Source organism: Eggerthia catenaformis OT 569 = DSM 20559 (genome assembly GCF_000340375.1).
Lineage (GTDB): Bacteria > Bacillota_I > Bacilli_A > Erysipelotrichales > Coprobacillaceae > Eggerthia > Eggerthia catenaformis.
This window is the reverse complement of sequence record NZ_KB446649.1, coordinates 37,827-62,965: the sequence shown is the minus strand read 5'-3', so window position 1 is coordinate 62,965 and position 25,139 is coordinate 37,827. Positions and strand designations below refer to the sequence as shown.

At 32.8% G+C, this 25,139-nt stretch carries 24 protein-coding genes and 1 other annotated feature; of the genes, 23 read left to right on the top strand and 1 reads right to left on the bottom strand.

Annotated elements, in window-relative coordinates:
• The 4 genes from HMPREF9943_RS07345 to HMPREF9943_RS07330 all read left to right on the top strand — a co-directional run.
• A partial coding sequence (locus tag HMPREF9943_RS07345; protein ID WP_004803554.1) for a hypothetical protein occupies positions 1-342 on the top strand: 342 nt, incomplete at its 5' end.
• 18 nt (positions 343-360) lie between these two features.
• Positions 361-651, top strand: coding sequence for a hypothetical protein (locus HMPREF9943_RS07340; RefSeq protein WP_004803552.1), 291 nt, complete (start codon positions 361-363; stop codon positions 649-651).
• A gap of 59 nt (positions 652-710) precedes the next feature.
• Positions 711-913, top strand: a binding site (T-box leader).
• Positions 914-944: 31 nt separating this feature from the next.
• Positions 945-1,562, top strand: coding sequence for a DMP19 family protein (locus HMPREF9943_RS07335; protein WP_004803551.1), 618 nt, complete (start codon positions 945-947; stop codon positions 1,560-1,562).
• Between the two features lies 1 nt (position 1,563).
• Complete coding sequence (locus tag HMPREF9943_RS07330) at positions 1,564-4,182, top strand: valine--tRNA ligase (RefSeq protein ID WP_004803550.1); 2,619 nt, start codon at positions 1,564-1,566, stop codon at positions 4,180-4,182.
• Positions 4,183-4,223: 41 nt separating this feature from the next.
• On the opposite strand, the gene HMPREF9943_RS07325 is transcribed toward HMPREF9943_RS07330, so the two are convergent.
• Positions 4,224-5,855, bottom strand: coding sequence for an alpha-glucosidase (locus tag HMPREF9943_RS07325; RefSeq protein ID WP_004803548.1), 1,632 nt, complete (start codon positions 5,853-5,855; stop codon positions 4,224-4,226).
• Between the two features lie 137 nt (positions 5,856-5,992).
• Between HMPREF9943_RS07325 and HMPREF9943_RS10190 the strand changes: the two genes are divergently transcribed.
• From HMPREF9943_RS10190 to HMPREF9943_RS07235, 19 genes are all read left to right on the top strand, one after another.
• Entirely contained in the window at positions 5,993-6,157 is a 165-nt protein-coding gene (locus HMPREF9943_RS10190; protein WP_004803547.1) for a hypothetical protein, read from the top strand.
• 19 nt (positions 6,158-6,176) lie between these two features.
• On the top strand, positions 6,177-6,851 hold the full coding sequence (radC, locus tag HMPREF9943_RS07320; RefSeq protein WP_004803544.1) for a RadC family protein: 675 nt from the start codon (positions 6,177-6,179) through the stop codon (positions 6,849-6,851).
• Positions 6,852-6,899: 48 nt separating this feature from the next.
• Entirely contained in the window at positions 6,900-7,742 is an 843-nt protein-coding gene (gene mreC, locus HMPREF9943_RS07315; RefSeq protein ID WP_004803543.1) for a rod shape-determining protein MreC, read from the top strand.
• Complete coding sequence (locus HMPREF9943_RS07310; RefSeq protein ID WP_004803541.1) at positions 7,743-8,282, top strand: rod shape-determining protein MreD; 540 nt, start codon at positions 7,743-7,745, stop codon at positions 8,280-8,282.
• Positions 8,283-8,453: 171 nt separating this feature from the next.
• On the top strand, positions 8,454-9,302 hold the full coding sequence (gene rpsB, locus HMPREF9943_RS07305; protein WP_004803539.1) for a 30S ribosomal protein S2: 849 nt from the start codon (positions 8,454-8,456) through the stop codon (positions 9,300-9,302).
• Between the two features lie 54 nt (positions 9,303-9,356).
• Positions 9,357-10,244: a translation elongation factor Ts gene (gene tsf / locus HMPREF9943_RS07300; RefSeq protein WP_004803537.1), complete on the top strand. Its 888-nt coding sequence runs from the start codon at positions 9,357-9,359 to the stop codon at positions 10,242-10,244.
• A gap of 109 nt (positions 10,245-10,353) precedes the next feature.
• Positions 10,354-11,337 (top strand): rod shape-determining protein, encoded by a 984-nt coding sequence (mreB, locus tag HMPREF9943_RS07295; RefSeq protein WP_004803535.1) that lies wholly within the window; start codon positions 10,354-10,356, stop codon positions 11,335-11,337.
• Positions 11,338-11,425: 88 nt separating this feature from the next.
• Positions 11,426-12,010: a hypothetical protein gene (locus tag HMPREF9943_RS07290; RefSeq protein ID WP_004803533.1), complete on the top strand. Its 585-nt coding sequence runs from the start codon at positions 11,426-11,428 to the stop codon at positions 12,008-12,010.
• A gap of 172 nt (positions 12,011-12,182) precedes the next feature.
• On the top strand, positions 12,183-14,081 hold the full coding sequence (htpG, locus tag HMPREF9943_RS07285; protein WP_004803531.1) for a molecular chaperone HtpG: 1,899 nt from the start codon (positions 12,183-12,185) through the stop codon (positions 14,079-14,081).
• A gap of 100 nt (positions 14,082-14,181) precedes the next feature.
• Positions 14,182-14,535, top strand: a complete 354-nt coding sequence (locus tag HMPREF9943_RS07280; RefSeq protein ID WP_004803530.1) for a hypothetical protein — start codon at positions 14,182-14,184, stop codon at positions 14,533-14,535.
• 8 nt (positions 14,536-14,543) lie between these two features.
• Positions 14,544-15,077 (top strand): nitroreductase family protein, encoded by a 534-nt coding sequence (locus tag HMPREF9943_RS07275; RefSeq protein ID WP_004803527.1) that lies wholly within the window; start codon positions 14,544-14,546, stop codon positions 15,075-15,077.
• Between the two features lie 8 nt (positions 15,078-15,085).
• A complete protein-coding gene (locus HMPREF9943_RS07270; RefSeq protein WP_004803524.1) occupies positions 15,086-15,487 on the top strand; it encodes a hypothetical protein in 402 nt (133 codons plus the stop codon).
• A gap of 68 nt (positions 15,488-15,555) precedes the next feature.
• Complete coding sequence (gene pyrH, locus HMPREF9943_RS07265; RefSeq protein WP_004803522.1) at positions 15,556-16,287, top strand: UMP kinase; 732 nt, start codon at positions 15,556-15,558, stop codon at positions 16,285-16,287.
• Positions 16,280-16,825 carry a ribosome recycling factor gene (frr, locus tag HMPREF9943_RS07260; RefSeq protein WP_004803520.1) on the top strand — a complete coding sequence of 182 codons (546 nt, stop codon included), beginning with the start codon at positions 16,280-16,282 and terminating at the stop codon, positions 16,823-16,825. The genes pyrH and frr overlap by 8 nt, the downstream gene beginning before the upstream one ends.
• A gap of 94 nt (positions 16,826-16,919) precedes the next feature.
• Positions 16,920-17,666, top strand: coding sequence for an undecaprenyl pyrophosphate synthase (locus tag HMPREF9943_RS07255; protein WP_004803518.1), 747 nt, complete (start codon positions 16,920-16,922; stop codon positions 17,664-17,666).
• Positions 17,666-18,463 carry a phosphatidate cytidylyltransferase gene (locus HMPREF9943_RS07250; RefSeq protein WP_026624182.1) on the top strand — a complete coding sequence of 266 codons (798 nt, stop codon included), beginning with the start codon at positions 17,666-17,668 and terminating at the stop codon, positions 18,461-18,463. The genes HMPREF9943_RS07255 and HMPREF9943_RS07250 overlap by 1 nt, the downstream gene beginning before the upstream one ends.
• An 11-nt stretch (positions 18,464-18,474) precedes the next feature.
• Positions 18,475-19,641: a 1-deoxy-D-xylulose-5-phosphate reductoisomerase gene (gene dxr, locus HMPREF9943_RS07245; RefSeq protein WP_004803514.1), complete on the top strand. Its 1,167-nt coding sequence runs from the start codon at positions 18,475-18,477 to the stop codon at positions 19,639-19,641.
• On the top strand, positions 19,625-20,716 hold the full coding sequence (locus HMPREF9943_RS07240) for a M50 family metallopeptidase (RefSeq protein WP_004803512.1): 1,092 nt from the start codon (positions 19,625-19,627) through the stop codon (positions 20,714-20,716). The genes dxr and HMPREF9943_RS07240 overlap by 17 nt, the downstream gene beginning before the upstream one ends.
• A 35-nt stretch (positions 20,717-20,751) precedes the next feature.
• Complete coding sequence (locus HMPREF9943_RS07235; RefSeq protein ID WP_004803510.1) at positions 20,752-25,074, top strand: PolC-type DNA polymerase III; 4,323 nt, start codon at positions 20,752-20,754, stop codon at positions 25,072-25,074.
• Positions 25,075-25,139: the final 65 nt, after the last annotated feature.

Below are 25,139 nucleotides of genomic sequence, written 5' to 3'. Positions count from 1 at the left end.
ACTTATATGAGAATAGGATGTAAAGCCAGATATACCATCAACTATAATGATTTAAGTAATTGGCAAATGAAAAGATGTGAGTGGTATTCTAAATCTATTAGATATTGCAATAATTATATGAATGAGTTAAATTTGTATTTTTTTGGAGGAATCATAACATCATGTGCAATAGTAGAGTATGCTTTGCCTTTGATTAAGGGCGGAGTTGTATGGGCTGCAGTCATTGCAGCAATAGTAGGTGCTTTTGAGGTAATTGCTCATTGTGCAGAATTGTCAGCTAAAGCTGCAAACGAATATGCAGATGCCGATTATTTCTATGATGTTATTAAGGTGTGGGCATAAGTAAAGGAGGTAAAAACAATGAAACCTAAAATGTCTTATAGACAGTATTATATGGCTGTAGAAGTTCGTTATCCTTTATATATAGAGATATTACGAAAAATAGCTGCTATTCTATCTTTTAGTTTTCTGATTATTATTTTTCTTAATGGTAAACTAATATTTATTCCTGTTGAGCTTCTTTATTATTCATTTATTTTTTTGGTTTGTTACATTGTTGTACTTATAATTCTTGCATGCAAAGCGGCAATTAAGCAGTATAGAGAGTATTTACATGACGATAATGATGATCTTCCAACTATATCAGGTTAATTGAATAATGAATTGTATTTCACTGAGTCATTGACTTTAAAATAGCCTTTTGTTAAAATAAAAAGGCAATGAAGAGGAAGAGTACATTTTTGTATCTTTAAAGAGAGTCTCTGTTTGGTGGAAAGAGATAAGTAAGAAGATGGAAGGTAGCCTTGGAGCTAATAAGATGAAATTAAGTAGTTTTATTCGTAGAACGGCGTTAACGTATGAAGGCATATTTATTATGTGAATTAAGGTGGTACCACGAGCAATCGTCCTTTGGATGATTGCTTTTTATTTTATGGGAGGAAAATATGGAAACTTTTAATTTAATGGTCTGGATATTCTTTATGGGAGCAGTCTTTTTTCTTAGTTTTTTTGCGATTAAAAAGATTAATCAGAATAAACGGAAAAAAAGGGAAAACGAAGCAAAAATATTGGAGTTTAGATTAGAGAATGAAATTCTTACAAGTGAGAAGTTTGATAAGCTTAAGATTGAAGAGTTATACCAGGCTGTTGTTTTTTCTGTTATGAAAAAAGAAGATGATGATGAAGATTTTTTTGATCATCTGACAAGGGGAGAAAAGGTAGTTTACGGTATCTATCAGCTTAATTCAAGTATTAGTTCTACTACCGGATTGCGCTCTTTCTTTCTTTCACCTGCCAGCGAGCAGTTTGGACATGAAATTGATACTTATTTTGATGAATTAGGAGCTGTTCAGATAGCTGATTTACTCAGAAGTGCTAAAAAGTTTAATGATGTTTTAGAGTCTGGAAATCAGTCTGATGAAGAAATCGGGGAATATGCAACTTATAATTTTTCGGATTATACACATGAATATGTAACATTAATTGCAGGAACTAATTTTGATGAAAAGCTGAATCTTTATATTAAAAATAATAAAGAGATGTTTGTTGTAAAAGGGGAATAATATGAAAGAATTATCAGATATTTATAATCATAAAAAAGTAGAAGAAGAAAAATATGAGAATTGGGTCAAAAAAGGCTATTTTGAAGCAGGAGACTTATCTAAAAAGCCTTATTCAATCGTCATTCCACCGCCTAATGTTACCGGTAAGTTACATTTAGGTCATGCCTGGGATACAACATTACAAGATATGATTATTCGTTATAAGAAGATGCAAGGTTATGATGCTTTATGGTTACCGGGGATGGATCATGCCGGAATTGCTACTCAGGCAAAGGTGGAAGCACGTATGAGAGAAGAAGGAATTTCTCGATATGATATTGGCAGAGAAAAATTTTTAGAGAAGGCATGGAGCTGGAAGGAAGAATATGCTTCTATTATCAGATCACAATGGGCAAAGCTTGGATTAGCTCTTGATTATTCAAAAGAAAGATTTACCCTTGATAAGGGGTTAAGCGATGCTGTCAAGGAAGTTTTTGTTTCTTTATATAAGAAGGGACTTATTTATCAGGGAAAAAGAATTATTAACTGGGATCCGGTTCAAAGAACAGCTCTTTCAGATATTGAAGTCTATCATGAAGATATTAAAGGATATATGTATTATTTTAAATATAAAATTGCTGATAGTGATGAAGAAGTTATTGTTGCAACGACTAGACCTGAAACTATGTTTGGTGATACAGCTTTATTTGTCCATCCGGATGATCAGAGGTATACTCATTTAATAGGAAAAAAAGCAATTAATCCAGCTAATGGTGATGAACTTCCAATTATGGCTGATGATTATATTGAACTTGGCAAAGGAACATCTGTTATGAAATGTACGCCGGCACATGATCCCAATGATTTTGTTTTGGGAAAGAAATACCATTTGGATATGCCTATCTGTATGAATGATAATGGGACAATGAATGAAATATGTGGTAAATATGCAGGAATGGATCGTTTTGAATGCAGAGAAGCATTATTAAAGGACTTTTATGAGGCAGATGTTGTTGATCATTTAGAAGAAATTATTCATCCGGTAGGGCACTCAGAAAGATCACATGCTATTGTAGAGCCTTATTTATCTAAACAGTGGTTTGTCAAGATGCAACCATTAGCTCAGGCAGCTTTAGAAAATCAGAAAACAGATCAAAATGTTCATTTTATTCCGGAAAGATTTGAAAAAATATTTTCTCAATGGATGGAGAATATAGAAGATTGGTGTATTTCCAGACAGTTATGGTGGGGACATCAGATACCTGCATGGTATCATAAAGAAACAGGAGAAATTTATGTAGGGAAAAAGGCACCTGAAGATCTTGAAAACTGGAAGCAGGATGAAGATGTCTTAGATACGTGGTTTTCCAGCGCTTTATGGCCTTTTAGCACAATGGGATGGCCTGATCATGAATCAGAGCTTTATAAAAGATATTTTCCTACAGATACATTAGTTACGGGATATGATATTATCTTCTTCTGGGTTTCAAGAATGATTTTCCAGTCATTAGAATTTACTAAGCAAAGACCGTTTAAGAATGTTCTTATTCATGGCTTAATCAGGGATGAACAGGGACGTAAAATGTCTAAGTCTTTGGGGAATGGTGTTGATCCTATGGATGTTGTTGAGGAATATGGAGCAGATACATTACGTTTCTTTTTAACAAATAACACTGCACCGGGTCAAGATATGAGATATGTTCCCTCTAAGCTGACGGCTATTTCTCATTTTATTAATAAAATTTGGAATTCAGCCCGTTTTGTAAAAATGAATATTAATCATGATATGTCATATGATGATATTCAATTAGAACATTTAAATCTTCCTGATTTATGGATTTTAAACAAACTTAATAAAGTTATTGAGAATGTTAATGTAAACATGGATAAGTTTGAATTTGGAAATGTTGGAAGTGAATTGTATGATTTTATCTGGAATGATTTTTGCAGCTGGTATATTGAATTATCTAAAGAAACATTAAATGGAAATGATTCAGTATTAAAGAAAGCAACACAGGATACATTAGTCTATGTATTAAATAGTATTGTACGCTTGCTTCATCCATTTATGCCATTTGTGACGGAAGAAATTTATTTATCTATTCCTCATCTAAAGGAATCTATTGTTCTTGCTTCATGGCCAAAGACAAATGATCAGTTCCATAATAATATTATAGAGGATCAGTTTGAGTACTTAATAGATATTGTTAAAGGAATTAGAGAGATTAGACATCAATATGTGATTAAAAATAATATAGAAGTTTCTTATAATCTGACAACTGCTGATAGTGGTCTTGAAAATCTCTTAAAGGATATGGCTCCATTCATTTCTAAATTATGTAATGCTAAATGCATAGGATATAATAAAGAAACTGTAAAAAATAGTGCGAATATTGTTATTAAGGGAGGGAATACTTTAAGTATTGATCTAGGACAGTATGCTGATATGGAAGCTGAAAAAGAGAAGCTGGTCAAAGAAATAGCTAAACTTCAAAAAGAATTAGAGCGTTCAAAGAAAATGCTTTCTAATCCCAATTTTATAAATAAAGCACCGGCTGCTAAAGTAGAGGAAGAGAAGAAAAAACAGGCTGATTATGAAGCGAAATATCAGACTGCTAAGAATAAGCTGGAAAATATGTAATAGAAAAACTCTTATTGGAATATTTCAATAAGAGTTTTTGTTTATTTATAATAAGCTACGGCTTCATAAGCATTTAAATGATTTTTAATGATAGAATTACTATTAGCCAGGAGAATTCTATAATTAGAGAGATCCATATCATAATCTATTACTTTCTCACTCCAGTTAGCAAGAATGATTATTTCTGCATTCTGATAGCATCTTCGATAAGCAAATAAATCAGGATGATCTTCAAATAAAGGGCAGTAATCACCATCAGTGATAATCTGATAGTCATGTCTTATCTTTATTAGCTTTTGATAGAAATGAAAGACAGATTCTTGATCATTTAGCTGTATTTTTGCATTAATACTTTGATAATTAGGATTCACTTTCAGCCAAGGGAATGTATGAGAAAATCCGCTATACTGATCATTATTCCACTGCATTGGCGTTCTGGCATGATCTCTTGCCTTAGCATTAATGTTTTTCATCATTTCTTCATGAGAAAAGAGATGTTCTTCAGTTACTAATTCTCGATAGGCATTGATAGCCTCAATATCCTGACATTCAGAAATATCATTAAAACAAATATTTGTCATACCGAGTTCCTCACCTTGATAGATAAATGGTGTTCCTTTCATAAAATGAAGAGTTAAAGCAAGACATTTAGCTGAGAGTGCTGTTTCGTTGCCAAAGCGAGAAGCACTTCTAGGCTGGTCATGGTTTGAAAGATACAAGGTGTTCCAACCTTGATTACTCAAAGAACTTTGCCACTTATTTAGTGTTTTCTTTAAATCAATTAAGGATGTTTTTTTAGTATTCCATTTCCCATTGCAATCATTATCAAGACTGACATGGTCAAAAGTGAAAATCATATTAAGTTCGTGTCTGTTGCTATCGACATAATCCAATGCCTGCTGTGCATTAACACAAGGACATTCTCCAATCGTCATAATAGGATAATGAGAAAGAACTTTTTCATTCATTTCCTGTAGATATCTGTGTACATTCGGTCCATTCGCAATAAAAGGGGTTATATCACCAAAAACATTATTTTCATGAACAATGCCATCAGTTAATGGATATTTTTTTGAGATTAATGAAATAACATCCATTCTAAACCCATCTATTCCCTTATCAAGCCACCATCTCATCATTTTATAGATTTCTTCTCTTAAAGGCTGATAATCCCAATTAAGATCAGCTTGTTTACTAGAAAATGTATGAAGATAGTATTGCTTAACTGATGACTGATATGTCCATGCGCTTCCTGAAAATAATGATCCGAAGTTTGTGGGCTTATCTCTCCAGATATAATAGTTATGATAAGGATTATCTGCTGATTTTACAGCTTCTTTAAACCATTTATGCTCATCGCTGGTATGATTGACTACAAGATCCATTACAATTTTGATAGAACGTTGATGTGCTTCTTTTAATAAATTTTCAAAATCGGCCATTGTTCCATAATCAGGATGAATTGCCTGATAATCACTGATATCATAGCCATTATCAATCATTGGTGATTGATAGATTGGTGAAAGCCAAATAACATCAATACCCAATTCTTTTAAATAATCTAACTGAGATATTATTCCTTGGATATCACCAATACCATCGTTATTACTGTCTTTAAAGCTTTTAGGATAAATTTGATAGACAACTGCTTTTTTCCACCATTCTTTGTTCATATAAGTACCTCCACCAGTATTATAAAATATTATTGATCTGTGATAATATTATTATTTTAAGAATTATATAATTATAGTAAGTAAAAAGAAAGTTAAAAGAGAATAAATATATTAAGGGGCAGGAAAGGAGAAAAAATATGTATGAGTTAACAGAATTAGAAATGCAGCAGATTAATGGCGGAGGGGCATTTTTAGCTTATCTGATTTATGCACTTTTAGGAGCGGCTTTCTATAAATTATGGAAGTCAAAAAAAGGCAGAATTTCTTTGCCTCGTTTGATTACTGTAGAATGGGAATGCTAGTGAACTGCTGTAAAGAGATATGATTAAAAATATTCCTATTGAGGAGAATCCTAGAGAAAAGGCATTGGTTTATGGTATTGACAGTTTATCAAATAATGAGCTTTTAGCAGTCCTTTTAAGAACCGGCAGCAAGGATGAGACAGTATTGGAATTATCATCTCGAGTGATTAACTGTTTGGGAGGGCTCAACGGATTTAAGACAGTCACATATAAGCAGCTGACTGATATTAAGGGGATTAAGCAGGCTAAAGCCTTAGAAGTGTTAGCAGCTATTGAACTGGCTATAAGAATCGGTAAGAGTAATGAAAATAGAATTCTTTTGAACTGTCCAAGTGATATTTATTATTATCTAAGAGATGAAATGCGATGTTTAAAGCAGGAGCATTTTAAGATATTGATTTTAGATACAAAGCATAGACTGATTAAGGAAAAAACTCTTTTTATCGGTTTAGTTAATATGTCGCTTGTATCTCCACGAGAAGTTTATATGGAGGCATTGAGTGTTAATGGAGCAGCTATAGCAGCTATTCATAATCATCCGACAGGGGATTCTTCACCAAGCAAGGAGGATGAGATGGTTACCAAGGCAATGAAAGAAGCGGGAAGAATTATGAATATAGAATTTATTGATCATATTATTATTGGATATCATGAATTCTATAGCTTTATGGCAAATCGTAAGTTTCATGATTGAATTGCATTTTAGCTATTAATATTTTATAATGCCTATTGAGGTGGTATTGTGCACGATAAGAAACGTAATCAGCGTAGAAAAAATATGATTGCTGTTACAATTATTCTGGTTGTAATAAGTATTCTTACGCTTTTGTTAAATACAAGTTTACCCGGATCACAGATTGTGAGAGATACTGTGAGTAATGTGGAGTATTATGTAATCAAGGCACCTTTATCTTATGTACATAATGTCTTTAAGGAATATAATGATCTTAAGAAAGTTTATCGTGAGAATCAGAGACTTAAGCGTTCACTAGATAATTATGCAAGAGAGCTTGCTCGTAATAATGTATTAGAAGAGGAACTGAAACAGCTCAAGGAGATTACAGGAACTTCTTCTCTTACAACTGAATATAAGGTTAAGTATACATCGGTTATTCAGAGAGATGCTGAAAACTGGAGTTCTCAGATTACTATTAATATTGGAGCTAATTCAGATGTAAAAGTGGGGATGGCAGTGATGACCAGTAAAGGAATTATTGGAACGGTTACTAAAACAACAGCCATTTCTTCTACTGTAACATTGCTTACCAGTGAATATAATCCAAGACAGCTTCCTGTCATGATTAAGAGTGATGATAAGATATATTACGGTCTGCTTAATTCTTATAATGTAAAAGAAAAGGCTTATAAGATTACAATGCTTTCAACTGTTGATACAATTAAAGCAGGAGCTATCTGCACAACGAGCGGTCTGGGTGGAGAAGGAAAAGCACCTAAGGGAATTTTGGTAGGGACAGTAACAGGTTTTTCATCCGGTGATAATGCCAGCGGTAAAATAGCAACAGTTAAACCGTCAGCTGACTTTGACTCTTTAAATTATGTTGCAGTTGTGCAAAGGAGCAAGTAAATGACTATCAAAATCAATCAGTTATATAAATGCTTTCTGATTATGCTTATATGCTATCTTACAGATAGTCTGGTTACCTACTTCCTTCCTTATAATTTTACAAAGACCGGTATTACATTTGTTCCTGCTATTGGTCTTATGATGTTTATTCTTTTAGTAATAACGCTAACTGATGTTGCATCAAGATTCTTTTTTGCAACAATATGTGGTTTGTTTTATTGTATTGTCTATTCTTCATCATTGGTAATATATGTACTGATTTATCTGATGATTACTTTTGTAAGAAGTTTTATTTATCGCAATGACCATATAACTATTCTAGAATATCTGGTTTTTATAATCCTGACTCTTCTTTTCAAGGAAGCTCTTGTTTATTACCTGATGATCTTAACAAAAGTTACTAGACTTTCTTTAATTGTATTTGTTACAAAAAGACTTCTGCCTATTCTTTTAATAAATGCAGTGTTATCAATAGGTGTATATTTTATATTTAATCAGTTTCATTTTAAAATTGAAGCAGATCCATTCGGAAATGAATGATCTGCTTTTTATCACTAGATAAAGGCATAAATAACTTGTCAAAGAATATTGGTTATGATAATATACAAGGGTATTGAAAATACACACATTATGGATTCATAGATCATGTGCCGATTTTTCGGTGTTCTGTGTTAGAAGTAATGGAGGAAAAAAACAAAGGAGGAAGTTACAATGGCTGTAATTTCAATGAAGAAGTTATTAGAGGTTGGTGTTCATTTTGGACATCAGACAAAAAGATGGAATCCTAAAATGGCTCCATACATCTTTACATCAAGAAATGGGATTTACATTATTGATTTAAAGAAATCATCAGACAAGATTGATGAAGCTTACAAAGCATTAACTGATATTGCTGCTGCAGGTGGTAAGGTTTTATTTGTAGGCACAAAGAAACAGGCTCAGGAAGCAATTGCTGAAGAAGCTATAAGATCCGGGTCTTACTATGTTAATTCTCGCTGGTTAGGTGGTACTCTGACTAATTTTAAAACTATTCAGAGAAGAATTAAAAGATTAATTGAATTAGAAAAAATGGAAGAAGATGGCTCATTAGCAAATTATACTAAAAAAGAAGCTATCATCATGATGAAAGAAAAAGCTAAGCTTGAGAAAAACTTAGGCGGTATCAAGGAAATGAAGAAGCTCCCTGATGCATTATTTGTAGTTGATCCAAAAGCTGAACATAATGCGGTTGCGGAAGCTAAAATATTGAATATTCCGGTATTTGGTATTGTAGATACAAATTGTGATCCCGATGAAGTTGATTATGTAATTCCGGCTAATGATGATGCAATTAGAGCTGTTAAGCTCATTGTAACTGCTATGGCGGATGCTGTTTGTGAAGCAAAGGGAGAACCTACTGTAGTTGCTTATGTTAAAGATGAAGAAGAAGATAAGGAAGTAACTATGAATGATGCTGTTGCTTCAGTAGAAGAAAGCAGAAACAAAGGTCCTCGTTATAAGAATAATTATCGTAACAACAGTAATAAAAATAAAGCTCCTAAAGAACAGGAAGCAGAATAAGACAATAAGGGAAGATATCTTCCCTTTTATAAAATGATATTGGAGGAAAAGAAAATGGCAATTAGTGCTAAGTTAGTAAAAGAATTACGTGATAAGACCGGTGCAGGTATGATGGATTGTAAGAAGGCATTAGATGCGACTGATGGCAATCTTGAAGCTGCTTTTGACTGGCTAAGAGAAAAAGGTATTGCAAAAGCTGCTAAGAAGGCAGATAGAATTGCTGCTGAAGGTTTAACACATTTTGTGGTTGAAGGAAATAGTGCAGCTATTGTTGAAGTGAACTCTGAAACAGACTTTGTTGCTAAAAATGAGGAATTTATTGCTTTAGTTGAACAGATTGCACGACTTGTATGTGAGAAAAAACCTGCTGATGTAACTGCTGCATTAGAATTAGATGTCGACGGTGTATCTTTAGAGACTTTAATTGCTGAAAAGAGCGGTAAGATTGGTGAAAAACTTTCATTAAGAAGAATTGAAGCATTCACAAAAGGAGATCATGAAGTATTTGGTGCTTATTCACATATGGGCGGTACTGTTACAGCATTGGTTAAATTAGCTGACAGTGATGAAGAAAAAGCAAGAGATATTGCTATGCATGTTGCTGCGACTGCTCCTAAGTATATTTCTGAATCTGATATTCCTCAGGAAGTTATTGATAGAGAATTAAATGTACTTAAGACACAGGCAGAAGAAGAAAATGCTAAGGCTGCTAAGCCAAAGCCATCAAATATTTTAGAAAAGATTGTTGAAGGACGTTTAAAGAAAAACTTTAAAGAAGTTTGTTTAGTGGACCAGGAATTTATTAAAGATCCGGATTTAACAGTTGGCAATTATTTAGGCAAAGGCAGTGTTGTTGCAATGGTAAGATATAAAGTAGGCGAAGGTATGCAGAAGAGAGAAGATGATTTTGCTGCTGAAGTTGCTGCTCAGGCCGGTATGTAATTAGCAGGATTTTTCCTGCTTTTTTTAAATTGAAAAATATTTTTTATAATTTGCTATTGATTTTTTAATGAAAGTCTATATATTAGTACAGGAGATGAGGTGAAAAAATATGGGTAAAGAAATTGGTATTGATTTAGGTACTGCTAATATTCTAATTTATTTAAAGGATAAAGGAATTGTCGTGAATGAACCAAGCGTTATCACGATTAATACAGAGACTAAAAAAGCGGTAGCTGTAGGGGAAGAAGCAAGAGAAATGTTAGGTAAGACCCCCGGTAAGCTACAAGCAATCAGACCTTTAAAAGATGGTGTTATTGCTGATTTTCAGCTTACTGAAATTATGCTGACACATTTTATTAATAAGTTAAATTTAAAGGGTATTTTTTCCAGACCAACCATTTTAATTTGCTGTCCAAGTAATATTACTTCTATTGAAAAGAGTGCTATTCAGGATGTCGCTTTAAGATGTGGAGCTAGAAAAGTATTTATAGAAGAAGAGCCTAAAGCAGCGGCTGTTGGAGCCGGCTTAGATATATCTAAGCCATCCGGCAATATGGTTATTGATATTGGCGGAGGAACTACAGATGTAGCTGTTCTTTCATTAGGGGATATTGTTACAAGCAAATCATTAAAGATTGCCGGTGATACAATGGATCAGGATATTGTTAAATATGTCAAAGATAATTATAAATTATTGATTGGTGATACAACAGCTGAGGCTATTAAGATTGAACTTGGAAATGCGATTGATGCAGATAAGGAACATACAATGGAAGTTCGTGGACGTGATATGGTTACCGGTTTGCCTAAGACTATCACATTAACTGAAGAGGATGGTCAAATCGCATTAAAAGAAGTTTGTGAAGCTGTAATGATTGCTACCAAGCAGGTTCTTGAACAGACACCTCCTGAATTATCAGCTGATATAGTTAATAAAGGAATCTTCTTAACAGGTGGAGGAGCCTTATTAAGACGTTTAGATACATTCTTAGAAAGTGCTTTAAAAGTACCGGTATTTGTAGCTGAAAGACCATTAGACTGTGTAGCTGAAGGCTGCGGTATTATGCTTGAAAATACTAAATATTTACAGTAATATATAAAAGCCGTAATAAAACGGCTTTTTATATATCGATTTGTTTATTTAAAAAAAATCATTATAATAGAGGTAGTGAGGGACTATTATGAAGATATCTTTAAAAAAGAAAAGACGTTATATGAGACATATTCATAAATATCGTTATAATGAAAATACTTTTTTCCATTTTATATACTGGTGTGAAAAATTAGTCGTATTGATCATTTTGATAATTAGCTTATATATCATGTTTAAAGCTTATATGAATAACTTATGGAACTCTTTTATCATTCCTTCTGTTATATTTATATGCTTATCTGCAAAAGCTGTAATTTATGCGATTGGCTATCTTGAAACCACAAAAGATTATCATCAAAGAAAACAGGAAATTGTTGAAGAAATAGAAGATGGTATTTCCTATTCTTATAAAGATACTAAAGAGGATAAAAGAAGAGTTATTACTATTACAGTTTTATATAAAGAGCTTAATAAGATAGAATATAACAAATATACAGGGATATTTACTGTTTATGATGGTTTGATGCAGACAATTAGAATGGATGGTCATATTACTCGCTATGAAAAGGTTAAATCACTGACAATGATTAATTATTTTGAAAAGGATCTGATTGATATATTTGATAGAAGAGGATTATTAATTGTAGAAGAGAATAAAAAAACATTTAAGTAATACAAAAAGATTGATGTGTACTCTCTTTAACGGACAAGCAGTAGGGAGGGCATATGTCAGATTATCTTTTGTATTTTTTTATGTTCAATTAGCACTCTTTTATTGACTATGCTAAAAATTGTGATATACTAATTAGCAGTTATCTAGATAGATTGCTAATGGAGGTATAAAAATGAGTCAAAAAAAAGAATTTAAAGCAGAGTCTAAAAGATTGTTAGATTTAATGATTAATAGTATTTATACACATAAGGAGATTTTTTTAAGAGAATTGATTTCTAATGCATCTGATGCCAGTGATAAGCTTTATTATAAAGCGTTAAAGGAAAATATTAGCGGTATTTCAAGAGAAGATATGAATATTGATATCGTAATAGATAAAGATAAAAGAACTTTATCTATAGCCGATCATGGTATTGGAATGACTGAAAAGGAACTTGATGAACATTTAGGTACTATTGCCAACAGCGGTTCTCTTGCTTTTAAAGAAGCAATAGATAAAGGAAATGATGTAGATATTATCGGACAGTTTGGTGTTGGCTTTTATAGTGCATTTATGGTAGCTGATAAAGTAGAAGTTTTTTCTAAGGCGTACGGTGAAGATAAGGCATATGTATGGGTTTCAGATACGAGCGATGGCTATGAGATATTAGAAACTGAAATGGCGAATCACGGAACAATGATAGTTCTTCATCTTAAAGCAAATGCTGATGATGAGAATTATGATCAATATCTTGATCAATACAAGATTCAAGAATTAGTTAAGAAATATTCTGATTATATTCATTATCCTATTCATATGGATTTTACTGTATCTAAGAAAAAAGAAGATTCTGATGAATATGAAGAGGTAATAGAGAATAGAGTTCTTAATTCTCAGGTTCCTTTATGGAAAAAAGCTAAGAAAGATATTACTGAAGAAGAGTATAATGATTTTTATAAATCTAAATTTAATGATTTTAATGAACCATTATCTGTCATGCATAATAAAGTAGAAGGAAATGTGAATTATACATCTTTACTGTACATTCCTTCTAAGACACCAATGAATTATTTTTCTCAGGATTATGAAAAAGGTCTTCAGCTTTATTCTAGAGGAGTATTTATTATGGATAAGGCTAAAGAGCTTGTTCCGGAATATTATCGATTTGTAAAAGGTTTAGTGGATTCAGAGGATTTAAATTTGAATATTAGCCGTGAAATGTTGCAGCATGATCGTTCAATGAAAATTATCGCTGAAAGAATTGATAAGAGAATCACATCTGAATTATCTGATATGCTTAAGAATGATCGAGAAAAATATAAGTCTTTTTTTGAGAATTTTGGAATTCAGTTAAAGTTTGGTATTTATAATTCTTTTGGATCATTGAAAGAAAAGCTTCAAGATTTATTATTGTTCTATAGTGCACAGAGTAAAGAGTTAATTACTCTTAAAGAATATACTGAAAAGATGGCTGAAGGACAGACTGATATTTATTTTGCTTCCGGTGAAACCGTGGAAAAGATTGATCATCTTCCTCAGGTAGAAACAGTAAAAGATAAGGGTTATGATATTCTTTATTTAACTGATAATGTAGATGAATTCTGTTTACAGATGCTAAGAGATTATCAGGAGAAGCCATTTAAAAATGTAACTCAGGGTGAATTGAATATTGAAAGTGAGGAAGAAAAGAAAGAATTAGAACAAATCTCTTCTGAACATCAGAGTCTGTTAGATTTATTAAAAGAAGCTCTAGGAGATAAGGTTGTTGATGTGAAGCTTACCAATAGGCTTAAAACACATCCGGTTTGTTTGACATCAAGTGAAGGTGTTTCTTTTGAAATGGAAAAGGTGCTTCATGCAATGCCGGATGCTTCATCTAAAGATATTAAAGCAGGAAGAATATTAGAAATTAATCCTAAGCATGAATTGTTTAATGCATTAGATAAAATCTATAAAACAAATAGTGAAGAGGTTAAAGATTATGCATCTTTATTATTTGATCAGGCATTATTAATTGAAGGATTTACTATTGAAGATCCTGTTGAATTTTCTAATAAGATTGCTTCACTGATTGTAAAAGCAAGTCATTAAATAAATATGGAATAAAGGAAAGCTGTAGTTTTACGGTTTTCCTTTTATATTGATGTTTTAAATGGTAAATGCTAAGATACTCTCATAGGGTGGTGATCTAATGTACCGGATTATTAATGATATTATAAGTACAATAGAAGGATTATGGACGGGTTTTATGACCTGGATTGATTCTATTGTAGGTGGGTTTTCTTATTTTAAATATATATGGACATTACGTATTAAAAATTTATTTATAGTTATTTTATTAGTTGTTATTTTTCTGTTGTTTATTTGGATATTTAAAAAGATTGCTTTTGGATTGGTTGATGAGCATTATGGTATAAAGAAAGAAAAGAAGTCTTCTTTTTTTCAGAGAAGACGACTAAAAAAAGAAAAAAAGATGACTGCCACGGATCCTGCCAGTGAAATAGAAGATGATCAGTTATGGTATATTAATAAAAAATACAGATAGGAGTTACTATGGAATATTCAAAAGTCATACAATCAAGACGAAGCATACGTAAATTTAAGCAAAAGAAAGTAGATATTGAAACAATTAAAGAGATTGTGAATGATGCAAGAGAGGCACCGAGCTGGAAAAATTCACAGACATCACGCTATTATATTTGTTATTCTTTATCATTTATTCAAAAAATTAGAGAAGCTTTAGGTGAAGTAAATCGGCATAAGATAAATGATGAGACGGTACTCATTGTTTGTAGCTTTGTGGCTAATAAGGCCGGATTTAATAAAGAAGGTAAAGCTGATAATGAAGCCGGTAATGGCTGGGGCTATTACGATAATGGACTTTCTACAATGATTTTACAGCTCTCTGCTAAAGATAGAGGTCTTGATACCCTGGTTATGGGGATTAGAGATGAAAATAGGATCAGAGAAGTACTGTCTGTCAATGATGATGAAATCATCACCTCTGTTATTGCAGTAGGATATCGTGATATTAATCCTTCTCAGCCATTAAGAAAGGAATTGAATGAAATAATAAAAATAGTTTAGGAGATAATATGTTAAAGAAGATTAAGATATATACAAATATTGCTAAGATAGAAAATCCTGAGAATCCAAAAATTGAAATTGAACAGAAACTGACTATTAATGATGATGGAAAGATTATTTTCAGTTCATCATTAATGGGAGATGGGAAAGGGCATTATCAGAAAGGAAGAAAAGAGGAATTTTCTATTGAACAGGAGACAGTAAAAGAGATATTCAGTTATGTTGAAGAATATTTCAAGGATAAGCCTGTTTATGGAATTATTCCGGGATTTGGTATGTTTGAGCTTGATTTACAGGATAGTCATAATAATTATCATAATTATTATGGAGCTATCAGTGGTGAACATAATGATGTTACCGAATATATTAGGCATCGTATTTTTATTAAAGATTTAATACTTCTAGGATAAATACCTTAAAAAGATTGACGACATTTTTAATTCATAATAAAATAAAACAAGTAAAGGAGTAATTTATTATGACTTATAGAAGAGTACTGTTAAAAATCAGTGGAGAGGCACTATCCGGCAGTCAGGGATTTGGCTTAGAAGCTGAAATGGTGAATAATATTGCCAGACAGATATCTGAAGCTAAGAAAACAGGTGTTGAGATGGCTGTTGTTTGTGGCGGAGGAAACTGGTATCGTGGTGCAACCGGAGCTCAGCTTGGCATGGAAAGAGCTCAGGCTGATTATATGGGGATGCTGGCTACGATTATGAACGGCTTGGCTCTTCAGAATGCTTTAGAAGCATTAGGTGAAGAGACAAGAGTTATGACAGCTATTTCTATGAATGAGGTGGCTGAACCTTATATTCGAAGAAGAGCTGTTCGTCATTTAGAAAAAGGCCGGATTGTTATTTTTTCGGCCGGTACGGGTAATCCATATTTTACAACTGATACGACAGCTGCCTTACGTGCGGCAGAAATTAATGCTGATGTTATTTTAATGGCAAAAAATGGTGTAGACGGTGTTTATTCTGCTGATCCTAAACTTGACAAAGCTGCTTTTAAATTTGATAAACTGACTTATTTTGATGTATTGAATAAAGATCTAAAAATTATGGATCAGACAGCAATTACTTTATGTAAAGATAATGATATTAAACTTTGTGTATTTAATATGCAGGAAGAAGGAAATATAAAAAAAGCTTGTGAAGGAAATGTAGAAGGAACAATTATATATCGTAAAAAGGAGAATAATAATGGATGAAGAAATGATTCTGCTGGAAACAGAAGAAAAAATGGAAAAAACAATTAAGGCTTATAAGAATGAGCTTGTTAATATTAGAACAGGACGTGCTAATCCTTCAATGCTTGATCGTGTTATGGTTGATTATTATGGTTCACCTACACCATTAAATCAGATTTCCGGTATCTCTGTTGTTGAGGGCAGACAGCTTCTTGTTAAGCCTTATGATAAAAGTTCTATGAAAGATATTGAAAGAGCTGTCTATGAAGCTGATTTAGGTCTAACACCTCAGAACGATGGAGCAGTTATACGTATTAATATTCCTCCTCTTACTGAGGAAAGACGTAAAGAGCTTGTTAAGCAGGTAAAGAAATTAGCTGAAGAAGCAAAAATCGCAATTAGAAATCAGAGACGAAAAGCTAACGATTTAGTAGAAAAAGGCGAAGATGAAGATGCTGTTAAAGAAGGTAAAAAGGACATTCAGAAGCTGACGGATAAGTTTATTCAGGAAATTGATGATATTACTAAGGATAAAGAAAGTGATTTAATGACAGTATAATTAAAAAGGGGATCTCACTTCAATAAAGTGAAATCCTTTTTATTGTTTTGATAATTGAATGCAATATGTTATAATCGCATAGAGGTAGTATAAAATGTTATTAAGAAGAAAAACTGATAATTATGAATTAGATAAAAATAATATTCCTGCTCATATTGCTTTTATTATGGATGGTAATGGGAGATGGGCTAAGAAAAGAAAAATGCCCCGTACTTATGGTCACCATGAAGGAACTAAAACTATTCGTACTCTTGCTTTAGAGGCCAATCGTTTAGGTGTGAAGGCAATGACTGTTTATGCTTTTTCAACTGAAAACTTTAAAAGAGATAAATCTGAGGTAGATTATATTTTTAAGCTTCCAAAGGAATTCTTTAATCTTTATTTAAAAGAACTAATAGAAAATAATGTTCAGATCTTAATGATTGGTCATTTAGATATGGCACCGGCAGAGACACAGAAAATTATTAAGAATGCTATGGAATCAACAAAAAAGAATACCGGATTAAAACTTGTTTTTGCTTTTATTTATGGTGGCAGAGATGAGATTCTTGAAGCAGTTAAAAAGACTGCTCAAGAATATAAAGATCACAAAATTGATATTGATGATATTAATGAGAGTTATTTTGAAAGACACTTAATGACATCTGGTTTGCCTGATGTTGATCTGATGATCAGAAGCAGCGGAGAATCCCGCCTTTCAAATTATTTATTATGGCAGCTAAGCTATAGTGAACTAATGTTTGTAGATACATTATGGCCTGATTTTGATGAAAAGGAGCTTCATAAATGTATTTATTATTATCAGCAGAGAGAAAGAAGATTTGGAGGTGTAATAAAATAATGAAACAAAGAATTATCACTGCAATTGTTTTAATTGCTTTATTTGTTCCTTGTCTTGTATTAGGAGGAATTCCATTTGCTTTGTTGATGGTTTTTATTGGCTGCATGTCTACATTTGAATTATTAAGCATCTGTAATCATCCTAAAGCTAAGATTTATCTTTATCCTTTGATAGGATTATATCTTTTGCTTTCACTATTACTTCCTTCAACACTCTTAGTACCTTCTGAATATATTATGCTTTTTCTACTTATTTTAGTTATATGCGGAGTATTTGATGCTTCTATGTCAATGAATAGATTATCCTATTATTTTATGGCATCAACATTGGTTGCTTTTGGTATTCATATGACTTATCATATGCGTATGAATTTATCTGTTTATTATCTTGTTCTTTTGGCTTTTGCGACTTTAGGTGCCGATACGGGTGCTTATTTTGCAGGACGTACATTTGGCAAGCATAAGCTTAATGTGCGTTTATCACCTAATAAGACTGTTGAAGGGAGTATTGGCGGGATAATTTTAGGCGGTCTTTTGGGAAGTGCCTATGGAATTTTAATGAAACTTTCTTTACCTATATATATAATTATAATGATTTCATTTGTATTGGCTTCTACAGGACAAATTGGTGATCTGACTTTTTCCAGTATTAAACGTACTTTTGAAGTTAAAGATTATTCACAGATATTTCCCGGACATGGCGGTGTATTAGATCGCTTTGATTCTATTATATTTAATGCAATGGTATTGGGGATTTTGCTTCATTATCTGCCATTACTGTTTAATTTTAAAATTTAAGGAGTTTTCTTATGAAAAAACTATGTATTCTTGGTGTAACAGGATCAATCGGTACACAGAGCATTGAAGTTGTTTTAGGGCATCCGGAGCTATTTACCATCACTGCTATAAGCTGTGGTAGAAATATTCAAAAATGTGAAAAAATAATGAATCAGCTGCAGATTCCACATATCTGTGTGCAAGAAGAAAAGGATTATAAATATTTAAAAGAGAAATATCCTGATAAATCTTTTTATTTAGGTTCTGAAGGCATGATTAAGATTGCTTCTTTAAATGAAGTAGATATTGTATTAAATGCGGTTGTAGGGTTTGCCGGCTTGTTGCCAACAATTGAAGCAATTAAAGCCGGAAAGGACATTGCGATTGCTAATAAAGAAACATTGGTAGCAGCGGGGCATATCATTATTCCTCTTGTGAAAGAATATCAGGTTAAGATTCTTCCTGTTGATAGTGAACACAGTGCTATCTGGCAGTCACTGTATGGAAGATCACATAATGAAATAGATAAGATTATACTGACCTGCAGCGGAGGGAGCTTTAGAGATAAAAGCAAAGAAGAACTTAGGAATGTTACTGTTGACCAGGCTTTAAAACATCCTAACTGGAATATGGGAGCAAAGATTACAGTTGACAGTGCTACCTTGTTTAATAAAGGATTAGAGGTTATTGAAGCAAAATGGCTCTTTGATGTTGACTATGATCAGATAGAAGTGCTTATTCATCCTGAGAGTGTTATTCATTCTATGGTTGAATTTAAGGATCATGCAATTATTGGGCAATTAGGGACTCCCGATATGAAACTGCCTATTCAATATGCTCTAACTTATCCTAGAAGAGATAATCTTATCGGAAGTGAACGGTTAGATCTGACAAAGACAAACGGATTACATTTTTATCATCCGGATACAGACAGATTTCCTGCTTTAACATTGGCTTATGAGGCAGGCAGAAGGGGAGGTAGTATGCCTTGTGTGTTAAATGCTGCCAATGAACAGGCAAATAGTTATTTTAGAGAAGGGAAAATTCGTTTCCTGGATATTTATGATTTGGCCAGACAAGCTATGTATGCTCATCAGGCTATTGATCAGCCAACTCTTGATGAGCTTTTAGAAATAGATAAGAGCACTAGATTATTTGTACAAAAGAAAGTGAGATTGATGAATGCAGATTATTATTAATATTATTGTTTTTATATTGGTTTTAGGAACTATTGTTACCATTCATGAGTTTGGTCATTTTATTGCCGCTAAATTTTTTCATGTTTACTGTGGCTCTTTTAGCATTGGCATGGGTCCAAAAATCTTTTCTAAGCAAGGAAAAGAAACTGCTTTTGAATTACGTGCTTTACCAATAGGAGGATTTGTTACTATGGCAGGAGAAACTGATCAGGAAGAAAATGATCAGTTTAAAGATATACCATTAGAAAGAACTCTAAAAGGAAAGAAAACATATCAGAAATTAATTATTTTTTTAGCAGGTATTTTTATGAATTTTGTATTAGCTATTGTTATTATGCTAATACTTAATTTAACAGTAGGTGTGTTGCCTGTTAATAAAGCAACTGTTGGTTCAGTTGTAAAGAATACACCGGCAGCTATTTATGGCTTAAAGAAAGGTGATACAATCACAAATATAGAATGTGATGCATCAAAGAAGAGCTATGTTATTTCAAGCTTTAATGATTTAAACAATGATCTTACGAAGAAAGCTTTAAATGTTACTGAAGATACTATTAGTATTGATATTACTGTAACACGTGATAATCAATCAGTTGTTATTCCAATGAAAGTATCATATGATAAAAATGCAGGGCGTTATACAATAGGCTTTATTCATGCAACAAGACGTATGAATTTCACAGAAAGCATTAGAGAAACATTTAAAGAGATTGGAACTATGTCTGTAGCTATCTTTACCGCATTACGTAAGCTGGCTCTTAATTTTAGTTCTACAGTAAAGCAGATGAGCGGACCAATAGGTATTTATCAGATCACTGCTCAGGTAACTCAGTCAGGTCAGATTGCGAATCTCTTTTATTTGATGGCACTGCTATCTGTGAATATTGGAGTCTTTAATCTATTGCCTATACCAGGCTTAGATGGTGCCCAGGCATTATTTGCGATTATTGAAGGAATTATAGGCAGAGAATTGCCTCAGAAAGTTAAATTCGGTTTACAGATTGCCGGCATGGCTTTGGTTTTAGCCTTAATGCTGATTGTTACTTTTCAGGATATTGGAAGATTATTTCGTTAAAGGAACTTAGGTTCCTTTTTCAAGGGAGTGAGAAGATGAATTATTTAGAAATATTATTAAAACAGCTTCATTTACAGGATGATGCTTGTTTTGATCAGGCTTATTTAAGAAAAGTGAAGGTAAGAAAAGATGGTCACTATACATTTATTATTGATACAGAGACTTTATTGCCTTTGGATAATGTTTTAAAACTGATTGATTCTAAAGAACAGTTTCCATACCCTTGTGAATTTATCTTTGAAGCTAAAGAGGATATAAAACAGAATACTATTTTAGAGTATACTTTCTATATTATTAATGAATTGGGAAAGAAATATCCGGAATTAAAAAATATTAGTTCTTCTTCCTATAGTTATCAGGATGGTCTTTTAACTATCAAGGCTGTTTCTGATTTGCAAAAAACACAGATAGAAGAGCTTCAATCCGCAATTATTCATTATTTCCATCGTTTTGGTATAAATATTGGCTTATTGATAACAGTAGATAATCAGAATGAAAATTATAATGCTTTAGTTGAAGAGATGACACAGGATAATCTGGTATTAGTAGAAAAAGATAAATTAGAAAAGGCTAAGCCATCTGCACATAATACGCCGATAAATAATTATCGAAGCTACAAGAAAGATTACCAGCCAATCAGGCTTAATGAAATTGATTCAACAATGCGAGATGTTATGATTGAAGGCTATTGCTTTAGATCGGAAACAGTTACTACACGCAAAGGGAAAGATATTCAGACGCTCTATATTACTGATTATACGGATAGTATTATGGTTAAGCGGTTTGAAGATAAAAATAGAAATACTAAAGATGAAATGGGCAAAGCTGCTAAAGGTGGAGTATGGATGATTATTAAAGGAACTTTGGAATTCGATACTTTTGCCAAAGAGCAGATTATTATTGCCAGAGAAGTAAATATTGAAGAGACCCCACCTGCTAAAGCGCCTGAATCAAGACGTGATCATGCTAAGGAGAAGCGTATTGAGCTATCAATTCATACTAATATGTCTACATTAGATGGTATTGGTAATGTTAATGATTATATTCAGACAGCATTAAGGTTCGGGCATGAGGCACTTGCTATTACTGATCGGGGAAATGTTCAGGCTTTCCCGGATGCGGCATTATCTGCAAAGGGAAAAGATATTAAGCTTATTTATGGTGCCGAATTAAATATGATTGATATAGATTTTAAGAGTGTCTTTAATGAAAAATCTATTCCTTTTGATGATATGACTTATGTTTCATTTGATTTGGAGACAACGGGCTTATCACAAATTGAGGATTATATTACTGAGTTTGGTGCTGTTAAGATACGTAATGGAATGGTCATTGATCGTTTTCAGTCTTTTGTTAAATCTCCAAAACCGATTACTCATCGTATTACAGAACTTACAAGTATTACTAATGAGATGATTAAGAATGCACCTGTTATTGAGAATCTTATGCCTCGTATTTTAGAGTTTTTTGGAGATAATCTTTTAGTTGCTCATAATGGGCGATTTGATATTGGAATGTTAAATATGGCTTTATCTCGCATGGGACAGTCATCAATTAGTAATACATGGGTAGATTCATTACCATTAGCACGTCATCTTATACCAATGATGAGATCTTATCGATTAGGTGCAGTATGCGGATTTTATAAAATTGCTTATAATGGAGAAGAAGCTCATCGAGCTGATTATGATGCTGAAGTATTAGGAATGGCTTTTGATGCAATGATAGATGATATGAAAAAGCGTTCCTTAAAAAATATTAATGAACTTAACAGTCTTCCTTTAGAAGATGCTTATAAACATGCTTTTCCATATACTATTGATATTCTTGCTAAAAATCAGAAAGGTTTAAAGAACTTATATAAGATTATTTCTTTAGCTTCTACTGTATATTTTTCAAGAAATGCCCGTATTCCTCAGGATGAGTTAATAAAATATCATGAAGGATTGCTGTTTGGAACTTCAGGTATTAATTCTAGAGTCTTTGAAATTGCTGCTACAAGAAATGAAGAAGAGTTAAGAGAAGAACTTCGTTTCTATGATTATGTAGAAATACAGCCACTTATAGACGCACAATGTTATGTTGAACGAGGACGCTTTGAATCATTAAAAGAGGTTGAAAAGATTTACTCAAGAATTATTGATTGTGCAAAAAAAGAAAATAAGATTATTGTTGCTACGGGAGATGTTCACTTCATTCATCCTACAGATAAAATTTATCGTGATGCTTTTATTTCTAATCCTAAGCTTCAGATTGAAGGAAGACCTCATCCTTTATGTGTCAGAACAAATCCTCATGCTTTAACGCCGGACTGCTATTATCGTACAACTGAAGAAATGCTGGAGTGCTTTCCTTATTTAAGCAAAAAAGATACTTATCAGTATGTGGTGACTAATACTCATAAGATAGCTGAAAGTATTGATAAAAATGTTGAAGTTGTTAAGTCCGGTTTATATCCTCCATTTATTGAGAATGTTAATGAAAAGTTTAGGGACCTTTGTAATAAAACTGCACATGAAACCTATGGAGATGTTTTACCTGAAGAAGTAAAAACACGATTAGATTTTGAGGTAGATAATATTATTAAACATAGTTTTGCGGTTATTTACTATATTTCAGCAATGCTTGTTCACGAGTCTAATAATGATGGATATCTTGTTGGATCAAGAGGATCAGTCGGTTCTTCTTTTGCAGCTACTATGTCCGGTATTTCTGAAGTTAATCCATTACCGCCTCATTATCATTGTCCTAACTGCCGTTATTCTGAATTTACAAATAGTGTTGCTAATGGCTTTGATCTCCCTGATAAAAAATGTCCGGTATGCGGAACCTATATGAAAGGTGATGGACATAATATTCCTTTTGAAACCTTTTTAGGTTTTAATGGTGATAAAGTTCCTGATATTGATTTAAACTTTTCCGGAGAATATCAGCCTAAAGCTCATGAATTTGTTAGAAAAATGTTTGGCAGTGATCATGCTTTTAGAGCGGGAACTATTGCTACTGTAGCTGAAAAGACAGCTTATGGCTATGCAAAGGCATATGCTGAAAGAATGGAAATTGATTCTACGATCAGAGGAGCAGAGCTGCAAAGAATAGCTGATGGCTGTCAGGGTGTTAAGAGAACAACCGGGCAGCATCCGGCAGGAATTATTGTTATTCCGGATGGTATGGAAGTATTTGATTTTACGCCATATCAATATCCTGCTGATGATGTTAATGCTTCATGGCGTACGACACATTTTGATTTTCATAAGATTCATGATAATGTTTTGAAATTTGATATTCTAGGCCATGTTGATCCTACTGTAACAAGGAGATTACAGGACTTAACTGGCGTTGATCCAATGACTATTCCGACTAATGATCCATATGTTATGAGCTTATTTAGAACAAGTGATGCTTTAGGTGCTGATTTATCTTATATGAATTGTAAGAGTGGAGCGATTGGATTGCCTGAGTTTGGAACTAGATTTGTTCGTTCAATGCTAGAAGCAACTCAGCCAAAATCATTTAGTGATCTTGTGATTATATCAGGGCTTTCACATGGTACGGATGTTTATTTAGGTAATGCTGAGACTCTGATTAAAACAGGAACTTGTACATTATCAAATGTTATTGGATGCCGAGATGATATTATGGTTTATCTGATAGAGAAAGGTCTCCCTAATAAAGATGCTTTTGATATTATGGAAACTACTCGTAAAGGAAAGGCAGCAAAGGTATTTCCTGAAAAAGGGTATGTTGAATTAATGAAAAAACATAATGTTCCTCAATGGTATATTGATTCTTGTTTAAAGATTAAGTATATGTTCCCTAAGGCTCATGCAGCAGCTTATGTTTATTCTGCTTTACGAATTGCATGGTGGAAAGTCTATTATCCGAGAGAATACTATACAGTCTATTTTACAACAAGATGTGATGCTTATGAGATTGAAACATTGATTCAGGGTAAGCAGGCAACATTGGCGCGGTATGAAGAGATACTGAAATTAAAGTCAGATAATAATGCTTCTAATAAAGATGAAACACTTATTACTGTCTTTGAAGTTGCTATGGAAATGTTTGATCGAGGATATAGATTTGCTAATATTTCTTTGGAAAAAAGTGATGGACATCAGTTTAGATTAGATCCTGATGATTACAGATCAATTATTCCTCCATTTACTTCTATTGAAGGCTTAGGTGATTCTGTAGGGGACAGTATTGTTTCTGCAAGAAGGGAACATGAGTTCACTTCTATTGAAGATGTAAAAGGTCGTACTCGCTTATCTAATACACATTTAGATATATTAAAGGCTATGGGAGTTTTTGATCATTTATCTGAAAGTAATCAATTAAGTATATTTGACTTATAGAATAACTTATGATATATTGTGACTGTAATAAATAACACACGAGAGGGGAGCCCTCTCGTTCTTTA